Origin of the sequence: Aquimarina megaterium XH134 (assembly GCF_000520975.1) — a bacterium.
In the GTDB taxonomy this organism is placed as follows: domain Bacteria; phylum Bacteroidota; class Bacteroidia; order Flavobacteriales; family Flavobacteriaceae; genus Aquimarina; species Aquimarina megaterium.
Window position 1 is genome coordinate 1 of the sequence record NZ_JACB01000035.1, and the last position, 16023, is coordinate 16023.

The 16023-nt window shown below is 33.0% G+C and carries 16 protein-coding genes; 2 read left to right on the forward strand and 14 right to left on the reverse strand.

Annotated elements, in window-relative coordinates; all coding sequences use genetic code 11:
• The 6 genes from Z053_RS0118100 to gcvP all read right to left on the reverse strand — a co-directional run.
• On the reverse strand, positions 1–1140 hold a 1140-nt coding region (locus Z053_RS0118100; protein ID WP_025666401.1), incomplete at its 3' end, for a TlpA family protein disulfide reductase.
• A 96-nt stretch (positions 1141–1236) separates the two neighbouring features.
• Complete coding sequence (locus Z053_RS0118105; RefSeq protein WP_025666402.1) at positions 1237–2088, reverse strand: glycosyltransferase; 852 nt, start codon at positions 2086–2088, stop codon at positions 1237–1239.
• Between the two features lie 39 nt (positions 2089–2127).
• A complete protein-coding gene (locus tag Z053_RS0118110; RefSeq protein WP_025666403.1) occupies positions 2128–2658 on the reverse strand; it encodes a class I SAM-dependent methyltransferase in 531 nt (176 codons plus the stop codon).
• Between the two features lie 84 nt (positions 2659–2742).
• Entirely contained in the window at positions 2743–3801 is a 1059-nt protein-coding gene (locus Z053_RS0118115; protein ID WP_025666404.1) for a 3-oxoacyl-ACP synthase III family protein, read from the reverse strand.
• Between the two features lie 225 nt (positions 3802–4026).
• On the reverse strand, positions 4027–4392 hold the full coding sequence (locus Z053_RS0118120; protein WP_025666405.1) for a group III truncated hemoglobin: 366 nt from the start codon (positions 4390–4392) through the stop codon (positions 4027–4029).
• A gap of 253 nt (positions 4393–4645) precedes the next feature.
• Positions 4646–7501, reverse strand: a complete 2856-nt coding sequence (gene gcvP / locus Z053_RS0118125) for an aminomethyl-transferring glycine dehydrogenase (RefSeq protein WP_025666406.1) — start codon at positions 7499–7501, stop codon at positions 4646–4648.
• Between the two features lie 227 nt (positions 7502–7728).
• Between gcvP and Z053_RS0118130 the strand changes: the two genes are divergently transcribed.
• A complete protein-coding gene (locus Z053_RS0118130; protein WP_051476094.1) occupies positions 7729–8469 on the forward strand; it encodes a UbiA prenyltransferase family protein in 741 nt (246 codons plus the stop codon).
• Here Z053_RS0118130 and Z053_RS0118135 read toward each other — a convergent pair.
• The 8 genes from Z053_RS0118135 to Z053_RS0118170 all read right to left on the reverse strand — a co-directional run bounded on the left by Z053_RS0118135 (position 8462) and on the right by Z053_RS0118170 (position 13027).
• The gene (locus tag Z053_RS0118135) at positions 8462–8719 is read right to left on the reverse strand and encodes a hypothetical protein (protein ID WP_025666408.1); all 258 of its coding nucleotides are present in this window, start codon (positions 8717–8719) and stop codon (positions 8462–8464) included. The two genes, Z053_RS0118130 and Z053_RS0118135, sit on opposite strands and share 8 nt — an antisense overlap.
• 55 nt (positions 8720–8774) lie before the next feature.
• Positions 8775–9023 (reverse strand): hypothetical protein, encoded by a 249-nt coding sequence (locus tag Z053_RS0118140; RefSeq protein WP_025666409.1) that lies wholly within the window; start codon positions 9021–9023, stop codon positions 8775–8777.
• Between the two features lie 6 nt (positions 9024–9029).
• Positions 9030–9584 carry a sigma-70 family RNA polymerase sigma factor gene (locus Z053_RS0118145; RefSeq protein ID WP_025666410.1) on the reverse strand — a complete coding sequence of 185 codons (555 nt, stop codon included), beginning with the start codon at positions 9582–9584 and terminating at the stop codon, positions 9030–9032.
• 99 nt (positions 9585–9683) lie between these two features.
• A complete protein-coding gene (locus Z053_RS0118150; protein ID WP_025666411.1) occupies positions 9684–10169 on the reverse strand; it encodes an SRPBCC family protein in 486 nt (161 codons plus the stop codon).
• Positions 10166–11083: a TIGR01777 family oxidoreductase gene (locus Z053_RS0118155; RefSeq protein ID WP_025666412.1), complete on the reverse strand. Its 918-nt coding sequence runs from the start codon at positions 11081–11083 to the stop codon at positions 10166–10168. Before Z053_RS0118155 ends, Z053_RS0118150 begins: the two co-directional genes overlap by 4 nt.
• A 13-nt stretch (positions 11084–11096) precedes the next feature.
• A complete protein-coding gene (locus tag Z053_RS0118160) occupies positions 11097–11978 on the reverse strand; it encodes a class I SAM-dependent methyltransferase (protein WP_025666413.1) in 882 nt (293 codons plus the stop codon).
• A gap of 12 nt (positions 11979–11990) precedes the next feature.
• The gene (locus tag Z053_RS0118165; RefSeq protein WP_025666414.1) at positions 11991–12434 is read right to left on the reverse strand and encodes a hypothetical protein; all 444 of its coding nucleotides are present in this window, start codon (positions 12432–12434) and stop codon (positions 11991–11993) included.
• Between the two features lie 89 nt (positions 12435–12523).
• The gene (locus Z053_RS0118170; RefSeq protein ID WP_025666415.1) at positions 12524–13027 is read right to left on the reverse strand and encodes a GbsR/MarR family transcriptional regulator; all 504 of its coding nucleotides are present in this window, start codon (positions 13025–13027) and stop codon (positions 12524–12526) included.
• A gap of 612 nt (positions 13028–13639) precedes the next feature.
• Between Z053_RS0118170 and Z053_RS30345 the strand changes: the two genes are divergently transcribed.
• The gene (locus Z053_RS30345; RefSeq protein WP_081748295.1) at positions 13640–16021 is read left to right on the forward strand and encodes a M20/M25/M40 family metallo-hydrolase; all 2382 of its coding nucleotides are present in this window, start codon (positions 13640–13642) and stop codon (positions 16019–16021) included.
• Positions 16022–16023 lie beyond the last annotated feature (2 nt).

Here is a 16023-nt window from a genome sequence, read left to right on the forward strand (position 1 = left end):
ATATTGTTTTTCGATTTTCTTTAGGTGCGGAATTTCGGCCTTACAAGGTCCACACCAGGTAGCCCAAACATCGATGTATACATATTTTCCTTTAAGATCACTAAGTGAAGTTGTTCCTCCTTTGTAATTTTCATAATCATTAAATACGGGCGACACATTACCTTTAACCAATACTTTTATTTTTTCGAATTTATTGGTTAATTCACTTTTAAATTCTTCATCGTCTGAGGCTGCCATTAGCATATCATATAATTCTGCAGCATTATCATTTCTAGGTGATACTTGATATGCTATATTTTTCATAAAAGCATTTCTGATATTTTTACTCTTTAGTTGAGCCAAATTCTCCATCATTGCTTTATCCATAGAGATACTGTCATTCGAAGCTTTTTCTTCAGAAATTCTATAAAAAACATCAGAACTTAATCTTCTATAAGCGTTAGATTTCTCATAATCTTCGCCATTATCAATATTAAAATCTTTTAATTCATCCAAAAGACCTTCTGGAGCTTTATAGTCTTCTTTCTTTGCATAATGGCTATGAGTCGACGGATAATTATTTAACATTGATAAGTATTCATAGCGATTATCCTTAGTTTGAGTAGCTACAAATTCGGGATCTAAATTTTTATATTTTTTAATTGCGTCGTTTTTAGCTTGTTCATTTTGAGATATTAATTTTTTAAACTCATCGACTTCATTCATAAAAAGTTTTTTATACCCTTCTGGACCACCAGCAAAAAGACTTTCTTCTATTAAAGCTTTTTCTGCCAGATAATTGTTGGCATCCGCGGCAGTACCCGTATATTTTATACTTTCATCAAACTGTTTAGTATCTATTGTTAATTCTAATTGATCTCCATGATCTAAATATAGGGATGATCTTTCACGACCAATCACAAAAGTATAGGAACCTTTGGATTCAATTTTTAAAGTATCAGAGAAAGTACCATCTTCATTAATTGGTATGACTTTTTTGAAGCTATCACTATTTCTAAATACGCTAATCTCATTTTCTAGAGTATTACTTACTTTTCCAGAGAAAAGCACATAATCTACTTTTTCTGCTTTGTTTTCCTTATTACAAGCAGCTAAACATAGTACGCAACTTAATGCCCAAAGAAATGGTTTGATTTTCATGAAATTATTTTTTAAAAAAAATTATTGTTTCAATGTAAGAATAATTTATGGTAAAAAAGTTAAAGAAATACTAGTTTTTCCGAATGGAACTATTCGCTATATGAGCTTTTTTTTCATTTTTTTCCAACGAAGTTTACGAATAAAATCTCCTTCTTTTTCGGAAACGAGGAAAGCCTCTTTTTTTGCTTTTGCTTTATAATATCCTGTTAAATAATTATTGATCAGGCGTGGTTGTTTTTTAAGCAATGCCAATTTTACTGAAGCAATTAGCGTAATCCAAAACCCGTATCTCATTTTATACATGGCTTCACCATGCACATATTTTGTGTTTTTATTATAGTTCTTTCCTGTTGGTTTAAGATGTTTTACAATTAAACTATGGCAAGTTTTGGTTTTCCATCCATGATATTGAGCTAATAATACATCTAGGGTATCCCAGCCAATTGATTTTTTAAGCCCATTAATAGCTTCAAAACATTCTTTTCGATATGCTTTTATAGGGCCTCGAACATGATTCTTATCTGCAATATGCTCATATACCCATTTGTTCTTTTTTTCGATATATAGAATGCCAGAAGCGATACCGACTTTTGAATCTGATTCAAAAATATCAGCAATAGTTTTTAAGTAATTTTCTTGAAAAATTAGGTCAGCATCAAATTTGCAAATGATATCATAATTAGTATCCAAAGTTTGAAAACCTTGATAAAAGGCGTTAATAACTTTGCTTCCAGGCATATGCTCTTTAGAAGAATTGTTGATGTTGATCAATGAGATAAAATTATACTTGCTTATAAATTTATGTATAATTGGTACTGTATTATCTGTAGAATTATCATTTACAACCACTATTTTTTTGGGAAGTAACGTTTGTGAAACGAGAGAATCGAGAGTTTCTTCGATAAATCTTTCCTCATTATGAGCAGGTATGATAATAGATATATTCAAAAAGTATATTTTTAGATTTTATTATTCAAAACACACACATTAAGGTTTTTTTACTCGCTCGGCATACACAATATAATATCTGGGAGTAAAAAGTCTTAATAAAGGACGTAACCCGATTTTTTTAACAGGATGTGCCCATTTATTTCTTGCTTTAATTTCCCAACCTGCTTTTTCGAGTAACCAATCAAATTGCCAATCTTCAAATTCGTGATAATGTCTGTCCCAGGGATCAGTTTTGCTACGATATGCCGAAGAAAACCATAATTTTAATGGGATAGAAGCAACCAGCTTATCAGCTTTGATGTCACGTAAAACATTAAAAGGAGCGATAAGGTGCTCAAAAATTTCGAAGGCAGTAACAATTTGAATATCTTCTTTTTGTACCGCTTCTGTGTCGAGGTCCAGATCTTCGCCAGAAGTGTTTGATACTGTATATCCTTCTTTTTCCATAAACTCTACAAATGGATTTCTAACTCCCAAATCCAGAACATTACCTGGAGCAGGCGTATTTTCTCTAAGAAATTCTAAAGTTTTTTGGTATCGTCGGTGAGGAAAATTTCCTTCGTACATAATAGTTAAATCAGTAATTATAGTGTAAAAATAGACAATTACCCAGATTACTATCTGTACATCTAAGAGAATTTTACAAAAGGTTTAAAATTGGTATAAAAGAGTATTAATGTTCATCCCTGCGCCTACACTGGCAAATAGCAAAATATCTCCTTCTTTAATGGATTGGTTTTCTACTTTACCATTTAAAATAAGGTCATATAGAGTAGGAACAGTAGCAACACTACTATTTCCTAGCTTTTGAATAGTCATGGGCATAATGCCATCGGGTACTTCCTGGTCATATAGACCATAGAACCTTTTTGCAATAGCTTCATCCATTTTCTCATTAGCTTGATGAATGATAATTTTTTTGATATCTGTGATGTTAATATCAGTTTTATCAAGGCAGATTTTCATGGCTTTAGGTACTTGATTTAAAGCAAACTCATATATTTTTCTCCCATGCATTTTGATGTATCTCGTATCATCATTAGAGATATTATTGTTTGTTTTTCCGAAGAATAAAAAATTACTTTCTTCAAGTGTATAAGAAGCACTTATTGAAGAAATTATCCCTCCAGGTTGTTTTGTTTTTTCTAGTATCACAGCTCCTGACCCATCAGAATAAATCATAGAATCCCGATCATGCTTATCTATAACACGAGATAAAGTTTCTGCCCCAATAACAAGACATTTTTGAGCCATATTACTTTTTATATATGATTGGGCTTGTATGACTCCTTCTATCCAGCCAGGGCATCCAAAAAGCAAATCATATGCGACGCAGTATGGATTTTTTATTTTTAATTTATGTTTTACTCTTGCCGCAAGACTGGGGACAGTATCTGCCTGAGAGGAACTTTTGTCTACATCGCCAAAATTATGAGCTACAATAATGTAATCAAGGGTTTCAGGATCAATTTTTGAGTCTATAATTGCTTTTTTTGCGGAAAGAAATGCTAAATCAGAAGTGTTTTGATGGGTAGAGGCATATCTACGTTCTTCAATACCAGTGATTTTTTTGAATTTATCAATTATAGCGGTAGTGTTATGTTCGATTAAGACCTTGTTTTCAGTAAAGAATTGATGATTGGTAAAATCGTTGTTTTTTCTAATTTCATTAGGAATATAGCTCCCAGTACCCGTTATTTTGATATTCATTGTACCCAATTATTTATTATAAATGGTAAGGTACATGATAAGAGTTATTTTATTATGCATACATAACAGATACTACGATGCCCAACTCTTTTATGGATTTGATTAAACTCTGTTGTACATTAGAAAACTTATTATAGTTTGATACTACTTAGGAATATTTCACTGCACTTATTAGCCTTCATAATATAGAGTTTTAATGCATAGTTCGGGTTTAGAACTAATAGATTATTCTATTTTTAATTGCATAACTGTTACAATAGATAAAGCTCTTGTTTTGATAAGATGTGCTTTTTCTCCTTCAAAATTACGATCTACCGTTTTGTGAAACAGTGATAGCCAAGTATCGAAATGAATTTTTTCTAACTTTTTTTTACTGCTTAAATTTTTATGAATCTGCATCACATTCTTTTTGTAATTTCCTGTTCTAAATAATTGCTGTTCCCAAAAATCTGTGATTTCCGGAATATGTTCTTCGAGATTAATTTTTGCAATTTTGGTAAAAAAGATACCAATTGTAGGATCTGCAAAAGCGTCTTTATAAAACGCGTTCATTAAGAATTCTATGTCTTGTCTTGAAGTTATATCTTTCATCTGTTCTTTTTATTATTTTTTAGTTGTCAGATGGAATTACTCATCTGTTGATTACTTTTAATCAAGGTATTCGTGAATCTTTGATTTCACCATTGAACATCTCAGTTGGTATCAACTTTAGTTGTTATGGTTCATTTCATAGGTTTACTGTGCAGTTTTAAAAATTACACTTATTTTTTGATCATAGTATGGTTAACAAAAAAAGAGGCAACCATAAAGTCACCTCTTCATCATTCATGGGTTAATAGCTTTTTTAAGCTTCTGTTTCCATATACTCTTCAATAGGAGCACAGGTACAAATTAAGTTTCTATCTCCATATGCATCATCTACACGACGAACAGATGGCCAAAACTTGTTATCAGCTACATATGATAATGGATATGCTGCTTGCTCTCTCGAATATGGGAAATCCCAGGAGTCAGCTGTAAGCATAGCGAGTGTATGAGGTGCATTTTTCATTACATTATTTGGATTATCAGCAGTTGCTTCTGCTATTTCCTTACGTATTGCAATCATTGCATCACAAAAACGATCTAGTTCTGATTTACTTTCACTTTCGGTAGGTTCGATCATAATGGTTCCTGCTACCGGGAAAGAAACTGTTGGAGCATGAAATCCATAATCCATAAGTCGTTTTGCAATATCGGTAACCTCTATACCATTTGCTTTAAATGGTCTACAGTCCAAGATCATTTCATGAGCAGCTCTTCCTTTTTCTCCTACATACAATACGTCATAATGCCCATCTAAACGTTCTTTGATATAATTAGCGTTTAAAATAGCGTATTGAGTAGCTTCTTTTAATCCATTTACTCCAAGCATAGTAATATATCCATAAGATATCAAACATGCTAGGGCAGACCCCCAAGGAGCAGCAGAAATTGCTGTTATTGCCTGATCTCCTCCGGTAGTGATTATTGGATTACCTGGTAAAAATGGAACCAGCTGTTGTGCAACACAAATTGGCCCAACGCCAGGGCCACCACCACCGTGAGGTATAGCAAAGGTTTTGTGTAAGTTAAGGTGACACACGTCTGCGCCTATTGCACCAGGATTGGTTAAACCAACCTGTGCGTTCATATTGGCACCATCCATATATACTTGTCCACCATTATCATGAATAATTTGAGTGATTTCTCTAATTCCAGATTCATATACACCGTGTGTAGATGGATATGTAACCATTAAGGCGGCTAGGTTATCTTTATATTTTAGTGCTTTTTCTCTTAGGTCATCTATATCAATATTACCTTCTTCTGTGGCTTTGGTAACAATTACTTTCATTCCTGCCATTACTGCAGAGGCGGGATTTGTGCCATGAGCAGATGAGGGAATCAAACAAATATTACGATGATGATCTCCATTTGACTCATGATATGCTCTAATTACCATTAATCCGGCAAATTCTCCTTGTGCACCAGAGTTTGGTTGTAAAGAGGTAGCTGCAAATCCTGTAATTTCTGTAAGCTGTTCTTCGAGTTTTTTTAGAACTTCTTGATATCCCAGAGCTTGATGTACTGGAGCAAAAGGATGAATGTTCCCCCATTGTGGATCACTAAGTGGTAACATTTCTGAGGCCGCATTAAGTTTCATCGTACAGGATCCTAACGGGATCATCGAGTGATTTAATGACAGATCTTTTCGCTCTAACTTTTTAATATAACGCATTAATTCTGTCTCAGAATGATAAGAATTGAATACTTCATTTGTTAAAAAGTCGGTATTACGTCTTAGGTCTTTATCTATATTATTTGAAGTATCAATTTTCTGAATAGGAGTATATTCTTTTCCTGCAACTTTTGCAAAAATTGATAGAATAGTATTTAGATCTTCAATTGTTGTTGCTTCATTTAAAGAAATTGAAATTGTATCAGAATCCGGATAAAAGAAATTTACTTCATTAGCTTCTGCGATTTCTTTTATTTTGGTTGCATCTCCTTGTATACGAACGGTATCAAAATAGGCAGTATTAAGTTGATTGAAACCTAATTTTTCTAATTCTGTACTTAATGTTACGGCCGATGTGTTAACTTTTGAAGCAATATAACTTAAGCCTTCCGGACCGTGATATACGCTGTACATTCCGGCCATAACAGCCAATAGTACTTGTGCTGTACAGATATTAGAAGTTGCTTTATCTCGTTTAATATGTTGTTCGCGCGTTTGTAGTGCCATTCGTAAGGCACGACCTCCGTTTAAATCTTGAGTAACTCCTATGATTCTGCCAGGAATAGTTCTTTTATATGCTTCTCTTGTAGCAAAAAATCCGGCATGTGGTCCACCATATCCAAGAGGGATTCCAAAACGTTGTGTAGTTCCCACTACGACATCTGCATCAAAGCTTCCTGGGGATTTTAATGATACTAAACTTAATATATCTGCAGCTACAGCAACTTTGATTTCTGCCAGGTGAGCTTTTTCAACAAAACCTGCATAATCATGTACCTGACCCGATTTACCTGGGTATTGCAAAATAGCGCCATAAAATTCGGTCGAAAAATCAAATTGCTGATGATCTCCTACTACCAATTGGATATCAAGAGGAATTGCTCTTGTTTGTAGTAAGGAAAGTGTTTGCGGCAATATTTCTTCGGAAACAAAAAACTTGTTTACATTATTTTTTTTCTGATCTCTGGATCGTACAGCAAATAACATAGTCATTGCTTCTGCAGCAGCTGTACTCTCATCTAATAAAGAGGCATTAGCCAACTCCATACCTGTAAGATCACAGACCATGGTTTGATAATTTAGTAATGCTTCTAATCTACCTTGCGCAATTTCTGCTTGGTAGGGGGTATATGCAGTGTACCATCCTGGGTTTTCGAGGATATTACGTTGTATAACTGCGGGTAAACTAGCTTCGTGATATCCTAAACCGATATAAGTTTTGAATACTTTATTTTTTGCTGAAAGCTTTTGTATATGTGCAGAATATTCTTGCTCACTTAAGGCAAAATCTAGATTTAACGATTTTTTTAAAAGAATATCATCAGGAACAGTTTCGTAGATTAATTGTTCTAAAGAATCTGCTTTAATTGTGTTTAACATCTCGCCAAGATCTTTTGTTGATGGACCTATATGACGTAGTTTAAAGGAATCAGTTTTCATAACGAAAAAAAACAGTTGAAATTGAGATTTCAAAAATACATATTTAATTGCTAAAACTTTCACAATTAATTAACCTAGACCTATCAAGTTTTTAACCAAATTCGGGTTTTGTTAACACATAACCCCTAATAAATAACGTGAAAACCTTAAAAAGTATATTCAGATTCTATATTAACGGTAGTATTCATGTCGCTTTAGCTATATGTGCTTTAGTACAAGTTACCTTTATGAAATATGGAATATCAGATCAATATACCTTCCTCCTTTTTTCTTTTTTAGGTGCTATTACGGCGTATAATTTTGTAAAATATTCTAAAGTCTCTAAACTTTACCACAAAAGATTGACCAAATCGATGAAAGGGATTCGTGTTTTAACCATTTTGAGTTGCGTGTCTTTTATCTACCTTTCGTTTAGAGTGTCGATTAATACGTGGCTCTATATGGCACCGTTTATAGCACTTACTGTTTTGTATGTTGTTCCTGTTTTTCCTAACAAAAAGAACTTAAGGAGCCTTGCAGGGGTAAAAATTTTTATTATCGGAATGGTTTGGGCTGGTATGACTGTATTGGTTCCATTAGTACATGTTAAAGGAAATCTGAATTTAAATTTTTTAATAGAAATGATTCAACGGTTTTTATTTATTGTGGTTATGATGTTACCTTTCGAGGTAAGAGATTTGCAGTATGATGATGTAGCTTTAGAAACGATTCCGCAAAAAATTGGAGTTACAAGAACTAAGCTTTTTGGTAGTATTTTATTAGTTATCTTTTTATTATTAACTGCTGTAAAAGATGAGTTGTTATCATCGATAGAAATTTTAAGTACTATATTGATAACTACAATAAGTTTATTCTTTTTATGGGGAACAGATAAGAAGCAATCAGAATATTATTGTTCTTTTTGGGTAGAGAGTATTCCTATAATGTGGTTAATAATTCTCGTTATTCTGGAGTCTTTATTTAGTTAATTCTTTTTGTTATTTCTTTTTTCATTGCTTCTTTATCTGAAGCGCTGATTGATTGTGTTTTAGAATTGTTAATGGTTTTTGTAAGTTTTGTGTTTCTTTTGGAATACGCTCGCGTTACTTTACAATAGATCAGGCGAATATTAAGTTTTATTATTTCGAGAAAAGATGCTTCACCATATTGATTTTTATCGCAAATATGTTTTGCTTCTTCACAGGATACAAATACTTTATTCTTATTCGTAGTTTTCATTATGCTATTTGGGTAATTCTTTTATTCGAGGGCATTATACTATAACTATTTAAGGTTACATTCTTTGCTTTAATCGTTCTTTCATTGCTTCTTTATCAGAACGGTTAATACTAATCACTTTTGGGCTCTTTACCAATTTGGTTAACTTCATGTTTTTTGCAGTGTACTTCCTGCATGCTCTACAATATATCAAATGTATGTTCAGCTTTACTTTTTCCCAAAAAGAAGCTTCTTTATACTGATTTTTGTCACAGAAGTGATTTGCTTCTGAACAACTTACTAATATTCCCTTTTTATTACTCATTTTTTCCTAAAACCAATTTTTTTCTAGACATTCGGCCATGGCTGTACGTGCTCTATGGATGATCACCCATAAGTTAGACGCAGTGATATCAAATTCATTACAAATAGCTTCAGTATCGAAACCTTGTATTGTTTTTAATTTAAAAATAACAGCTTGTTTTTGAGGCAATTTTCCCATGCAATCATGTATGGCTAGACCTAATTCTTCGTTTTCGATCTCGCCTTCTGCATTGCCATCAAAAGGATCTGCTACACGTTCTTCTAACCAATCACCTTCAGTTTCAGAATCAGAGGTATAGTTCATTCTTACCTCTGCTTTACCTTTATTACTATTAATTTTACGATAGTGATCGATGATTTTTCTTTTCAGAATAGAAATAAGCCAGGTACGTTCACTAGCTTCGCCTTTAAAATTTTTCATGGATTTAAGTCCGGCAAAGAATGTTTCCTGTACTAAATCTTGAGCAATTTCTTTATCATCAACTCTTACAATGGTATAGTTGAATAGGTAATCACTGTACTTATCCACCCACATATTTGGGTCTATGGTATTTGTTGACATTATATTTCCTGTTGTTATATTCACCAAAAATAGGATAAAAAGTTGAATCTTATAGGCGCTTTAACGAATCAGTATTTTGTGTCTATTAATATTGAATCCTTATAAATAGTTATTATAATGCGATTTTACTGCGTTTTTGGATTCTAAATACAGTTTTATAGATTGATTGCGAGCAGAAAGAAATTGAGTGAGATGCTTTTTTAGGGCTAGATTATCAAATAATTTACCTAAAATACTGTAGGGTGTTTCGTATTCGAGTATATCGATCATTTCTGTTCCAAATGCTGTTTTATAAAAAATATGTTGATGTTTAAAAAACTTAAAACATCCTTTAACCATTTCATCGGTAAAGTTATTTGGGGATTCATACTCGGTAATTATACTTTTATGAATGAGATGAATCCCAAAATGTTGCCCTCTCCAGGTAACGGTTTCTCCTAATTCGATTAATCCCGAAGTTTTTCCTGCTATGGCTTTTTCTTTAGTCTTGTTTGCAGATACCATATGAAAGTCAATACTCCTAGCTAAATCAAATACCTCTTTAACCGGGTTTTTGATTTGAGTTGTTAGTCGTATAGTTGTCATAATTTTCTAGATAAGTGAATTAATGCTGGTTTAAGTTCGGGATATAAGAACTGAAATCCATTATTCATAAGTTTTGAAGGGATTACATTTCTACTCTTGAGTACAAGTTCGGTTTCTGTGTTAATAATTCTTGCTCCAAGTTGAAGTATGGGTTTTGAAATAGGAACTCCGAAGGGAATTCTCATAACTTTTCTAAGTGTTTTCATAAAGGCTGAATTAGTTACTGGTTTAGGTGAAACAATATTTATCACACCTTCAATGCTAGGGTTTTTAATAATAAATTCGATACTTCTTGCAAAGTCTATTTCGTGTATCCAGCTTAATTTTTGATTCCCATTACCTTGTTTTCCCCCTAACCCAATTTTGGTTAAATTAAGAATTGATGGCAAAGCTCCTCCCTTTTCTCCTAAGACAATAGATGTTCTTAAAGCAATTTTTCTGGTTTTGGTAGTTTGCTGATTAAAAAAAGTTTTTTCCCATGATGTAGCGACATCAACAGAAAAACCAGTCCCTATTTCTCCGTCAATTTCGTTCATTTCTTTATCTAAAGAATGCCGATAGATGGTTGCTGTTGATGAGTTTAACCAGATTTTAGGAGGGTTTTTGCATTTGCTTATAACTTCTCCCAAAATAGAGGTTGAGGTTACTCTTGAATTTAAAATAAGATCTTTATTTTTTTGAGTGTATCTACAATCTACTGATTTACCTGCTAAATTGATTAATATTTCTGCATCCTCTAGTTCTTGTACCCAATCTCCAGAGGTTTTTGCATTCCAATGAATAAATTGAACGTTCTTTTCTATTCTACTTTTTCCACGAGTTAGAATTGTAATAGTTTCTGCTTTCGTTTTAAAATATTCAACAAGTACCTTTCCAAGAAAACCTGTTCCTGCTGCTATAACTATTTTTTTCATATGTTTTCTAATTTCATTTTTCTGCAGTGATTAAATAATATCCAAAACTTTTGGTATGTAGACCAGAAAGTAATGCAAATAGCGATCCTTTTAAGTTTTTTATGCTTTGTGGTTTTAGAATTTCTCTTCTACATAGTTTTTTTAGCATAAATCCTGTAATTGCAAAAGGAACATGAAGAACAGAAGGAGCAACTCTAAATGATACATCTTCGATATTTACATTCTTAAAACCTATGTGTTTTAATGTCTGTTCTATTTTTTTAATACTTCCTAAACCTTCTAAGCTCCATCCTTTGCAAAGTTGTTCGTAGCAATAATTACTACCTATGCATAATTGCTCTTCATCTTTTTTTAAGAATGCATCGGCTATTACTAATTTAGAGCCTGGTTTTAGTATTCTGTATGCTTCCTGTAAAGCTTCTTTACTATGCCCAGAATGACAAAAACTTTCTATAGCATAAGCTCCATCTACACTATTAGTTTTAAAAGATGTATTGCAATAATTTTCTTCTAAAATCAACCCATTCTTATGTTGTAACCTTTTATTTCCCTCCCTTACCTGAAAAGAAGAAAGTGTTACACCAATGATATGTAGTAGAGGGTATTTTCTTAATCCATACTGTATCGCCCCGCCAATACCACATCCCAGGTCTGCTACGAGTGAATTTTGTTTAGGAGCTTGTAAACGATTAAAAACCTGCTGATTCATTTCGTTAAGCATTGAATCTCTTTTTAGAATACTGGTTTTGAAAGGGATATAATATCCAAAATGCATATTGAAATCGGTACTCCAGAACTTATAATCTTCTGTTGCTTCATCATAAAACCTGATTATTTTTTCTTTTGTAGCAGATTTTTTAAGTCTTAGTTTGTCTAATATGGTAAGTGTACTCATGATGATATAGTTTTAGGAGAGGTTAAAAAAACCAATACAATTATAGATTAACAATAAAGTATAAACAGTAGCAAAAAGGACGAATAGGCAATTCATAACATAGCTACCTATTTTGAATATCTTTTTCTTTGGAATTTCATACATAGGATAATATGCTATTTGGGTTGCAACTTTACCAACCCAGTAGGCTGCTATTAGTCCGGTTAATGCAATTGCTAATTCAGATTGTTCCTTAAGGTGGGAGGTAAGTAGGATTGCTATTAATCCAAAAGAAAAATTAAGACCTTGGATGTATCTTCCATACGTTTTTGCGATTTCTTGATTGAGTGGCTTTAGCTGCTTTACATCGGTATACCAATCAAATACTTTATGTCTTATATAAGGATATATTAATGCAGTGAATATTTGACCGATACCTGCTGTAATAATCAACCAGTTTGGAATATAAAATTTCATGTTTTGTTAATTTTAAAGTTTCAGAAAAAATTGAAACTATGATTGAAAATAAAAAGGAGAACATCTCCTTTTTTGTTTACGGTGCTTTTTTATTTAATTAATTTCACCAACGCTTTTGTGATCCAGTTATGATCCTGACCAATAACTCTATTCATTAAAATATCTAAGGTATCAGCCATTTCATGTAATGCCTTGGTTTGTTTTATTAATTCTTTGGTTTTTGCAGTTCCATCTTCATCAATGTTCGAAACATCTTTTAAGATTTTAATAGTCGGTTGTAATTCTCTTCTACTTCTTTCTTTGGCGATTTGTCTTGCCAGTTCTTGTACATCCTTCTCTGAAGTGAAATATTCTTTTCGTTCTCCCATTTTATTCTCTTTGAAAACAATACCCCAATCCATCAATTGACGTAAATTCATACTGGTGTTGCCTCTAGAGATTTGTAATTGTTCCATAATATCTTCCATAGAAAGAGGTTCTGGGGATATTAATAATAAAGCATGGATCTGTGCCATTGCTTTATTGATGCCCCATAAGGTTCCTAAAGACCCCCAGGTAGAGATAAATTTATTTTTTGCTTCATCATAATTCATATTACAAATATATAAAAAATTTTAAACTTTCAAAAAATATTGAAAGATTAAAAATGATCTATAACCCGAATCAGTAGTATTTTGATGTGATGTATTGACTATACTATAGCCAAAAGGTGTACTAAATTGTGTTTTAGGACATCTTTTCATTGATTTAGGACATACTTATATTGGCTAGGTAGGGCTTTTTTGGTAGTTTAGTTACTTAAAACACACAAAATCAACTTATGAAACTTAATAACCTACTTAGGAGCATTTGCTATGTGACCTGGGATTCCTCCCGATCTTTGCAATCGATCTATAACATCACTTCACAAAAAGAACTTATTATTACAAGAGGCAAGCTATAGATTTTAGGTATCACTTTAATCTTTGATGGCACGTATATAGTCTAGTAGAGATAGGTTTATTTTTACTATTGATGAGTGAATGGTATCATATATAGATGATAAATTTTAAAGAATATTCACTTTTTACTTTCTTCATAATTGATAGATTATTACGGATTTACCTTGATTATTCTATGATAAAACGTCTTTTGTTCGACTTTGATATTATGTACTTTAGCTACTACACAAACACAAATTATAAACTCAACAAACTAAACTAACGATGAGAAAACTAAATCTATTTTTTTTAGCGGTATCGCTAAGCGTATTAACGTCATGTATTTATGCGCAGGAACGATCAAAAATGTTTCATGCGACGATGGATACTCAGGACGCATTAAAACTAAAAAAGAATCATCCCAATGATGTGAAAATTATTAAATCGGTTAACAAATATAGTGCCGTAATGCTGAATGAACATTCGGCAGAAGAACTACATCATACGGGATTAAGGCATGGACCAGGATATTTTTATGAAACTTCAGAAAAAACTGCTATAGAAGCAATAGTGAAAGCTAATTCAATTCAAAAATCAAAAAATCAATCCTCAACAAAAGCAGCAGTTGCTTTTGAGATTACTCAGGATCAATTGGTAAATCAAAGTTTAGGGTTGGTAAATAACACTAATATTGATAGACAAATTAAAGAACTTGAGAATTATGGTACCCGCTACCACACAAAAAGTAGTGCAAAAAGAGCTTCTACAGACTTAAAAGCAAAATGGGAGGGACTTGCCGGTAATCGTAGCGATGTATCGGTTAGACTTGTCAACCATTCTGGTTCCCCAATGCCGTCTGTTATTATGACGATTACCGGTACAGAAAAACCAAATGAGTATGTGGTTTTGGGAGGACATTTGGATTCGACATCACCACGTGATCAAAATAATGCTCCGGGAGCAGATGATAATGCTTCTGGTATTGCAACAATTACAGAAGTTGCCAGAGTATTATTTAGCATGAACTACAAACCAAAAAGAACAGTAGAATTTATGGCATTTGCTGCAGAAGAAATCGGTTTGGTAGGGTCTAAAGAAATAGCAAGAGATTATAAAAATCGTAATGTAAATATAGTGAGCTATATGCAATTGGATATGACTAATTATAAAGGTTCTACACAGGATGTCTTTATTACAACAGATTCATATAATAGTACTTCTTTAAATAATTTCTTGAAAAAATTAATGGATCATTATAATGCTTCTGGAACACATAAAATTACGTATAGTAATTCTGCTTGTAACTATGGATGTTCTGATCACCATAGTTTTGCACAACAAGGATATGAAACAGCATTTCCTATAGAAGCAAAATTTAGTGAGAGCAACCCTAATATTCATACGTCAAGGGATACTTCATCTAGATTTCCTACCTCAAATGCAACACATGCTGCCAAATTTGCCAAATTAGCTTTAGAATACCTTATCGAAATTTCTAATGCAGGCTCTGGAGGCAATCCTCCAACAGGATATTGTGCATCTAATGGGCAAAAAACATCAGACGAGTATATAGGTAAAGTTGCTTTAGGAACAATTAATAAAACCTCTACTGCAGGAAGCGGAGGGTATAGCGATTTTACAGCAGAAACTACTAATCTATCTAAAGGAACATCACATACCATTACGGTGACACCAACGTGGTCTGGAAGTACTTATGATGAAGGATATGCAGTATGGATTGATTATAATCAGGATAAAGATTTTGCTGATTCTGGCGAGTTGGTTTGGAGCAAAGCGGCTTCAAAAACAACACCAGTAAGTGGTAGCTTTACTGTACCAGTAGGAGCAAAAAATGGAAGCACAAGAATGAGAGTTTCTATGAAATATAATGCAATTCCTACTGCTTGTGAGTCTTTTGAATATGGAGAAGTAGAAGATTATACTGTTGTTATCGGAGGATCTGGTGGGGGAGATACTCAGGCGCCTTCTGCTCCTTCAGGATTATCCTCATCAAATGTAGCGCAAACTACTTTAACACTATCATGGACATCTTCTACAGATAATGTTGGCGTGACCGGATATGATGTGTATAAAGGAAATACAGTTGAAACTTCTGTTTCTGGAACCACGACTAACATTACAGGCTTAACTGCTAATACTGCATATACATTTAGTGTAAAAGCAAAAGATGCTGCAGGTAATGTATCTGCTGCAAGTAATGTGATAAATGTAACCACCACAGGAGGAAGCAGTGACCCTTGTGCTGGTGTTCCGCCATATAGTTCTTCTGAAACCTATCAGCCTGGTGATCGAGTAACGTACCAGGGGAGTCTATATGAAAAAACCAATACAGGTTGGACTTATATTGGATCTTGTGGAGCACTGTTCGCAAGAAGCTCTACTGTTGATGTATTAGCAGATGATAGTATGTCTTTTGATTTTTATCCTAATCCAGTAACAGAAGATCATATAGAGATTACTGTTAATAATGAGCTGTGGAAATCAGGAAGTGTATTGGTTGTAGATGTAAAAGGAAATATTGTACGAGAGATTAGGCTTAAAAATAAAGTTACTCAAGTCAATACTTCTAAATTTTCTACTGGAGTATACTTTTTGACACTTTTTAATGGATCAAAAAGTGCTACAAAACAGATGATTATAAAATAATT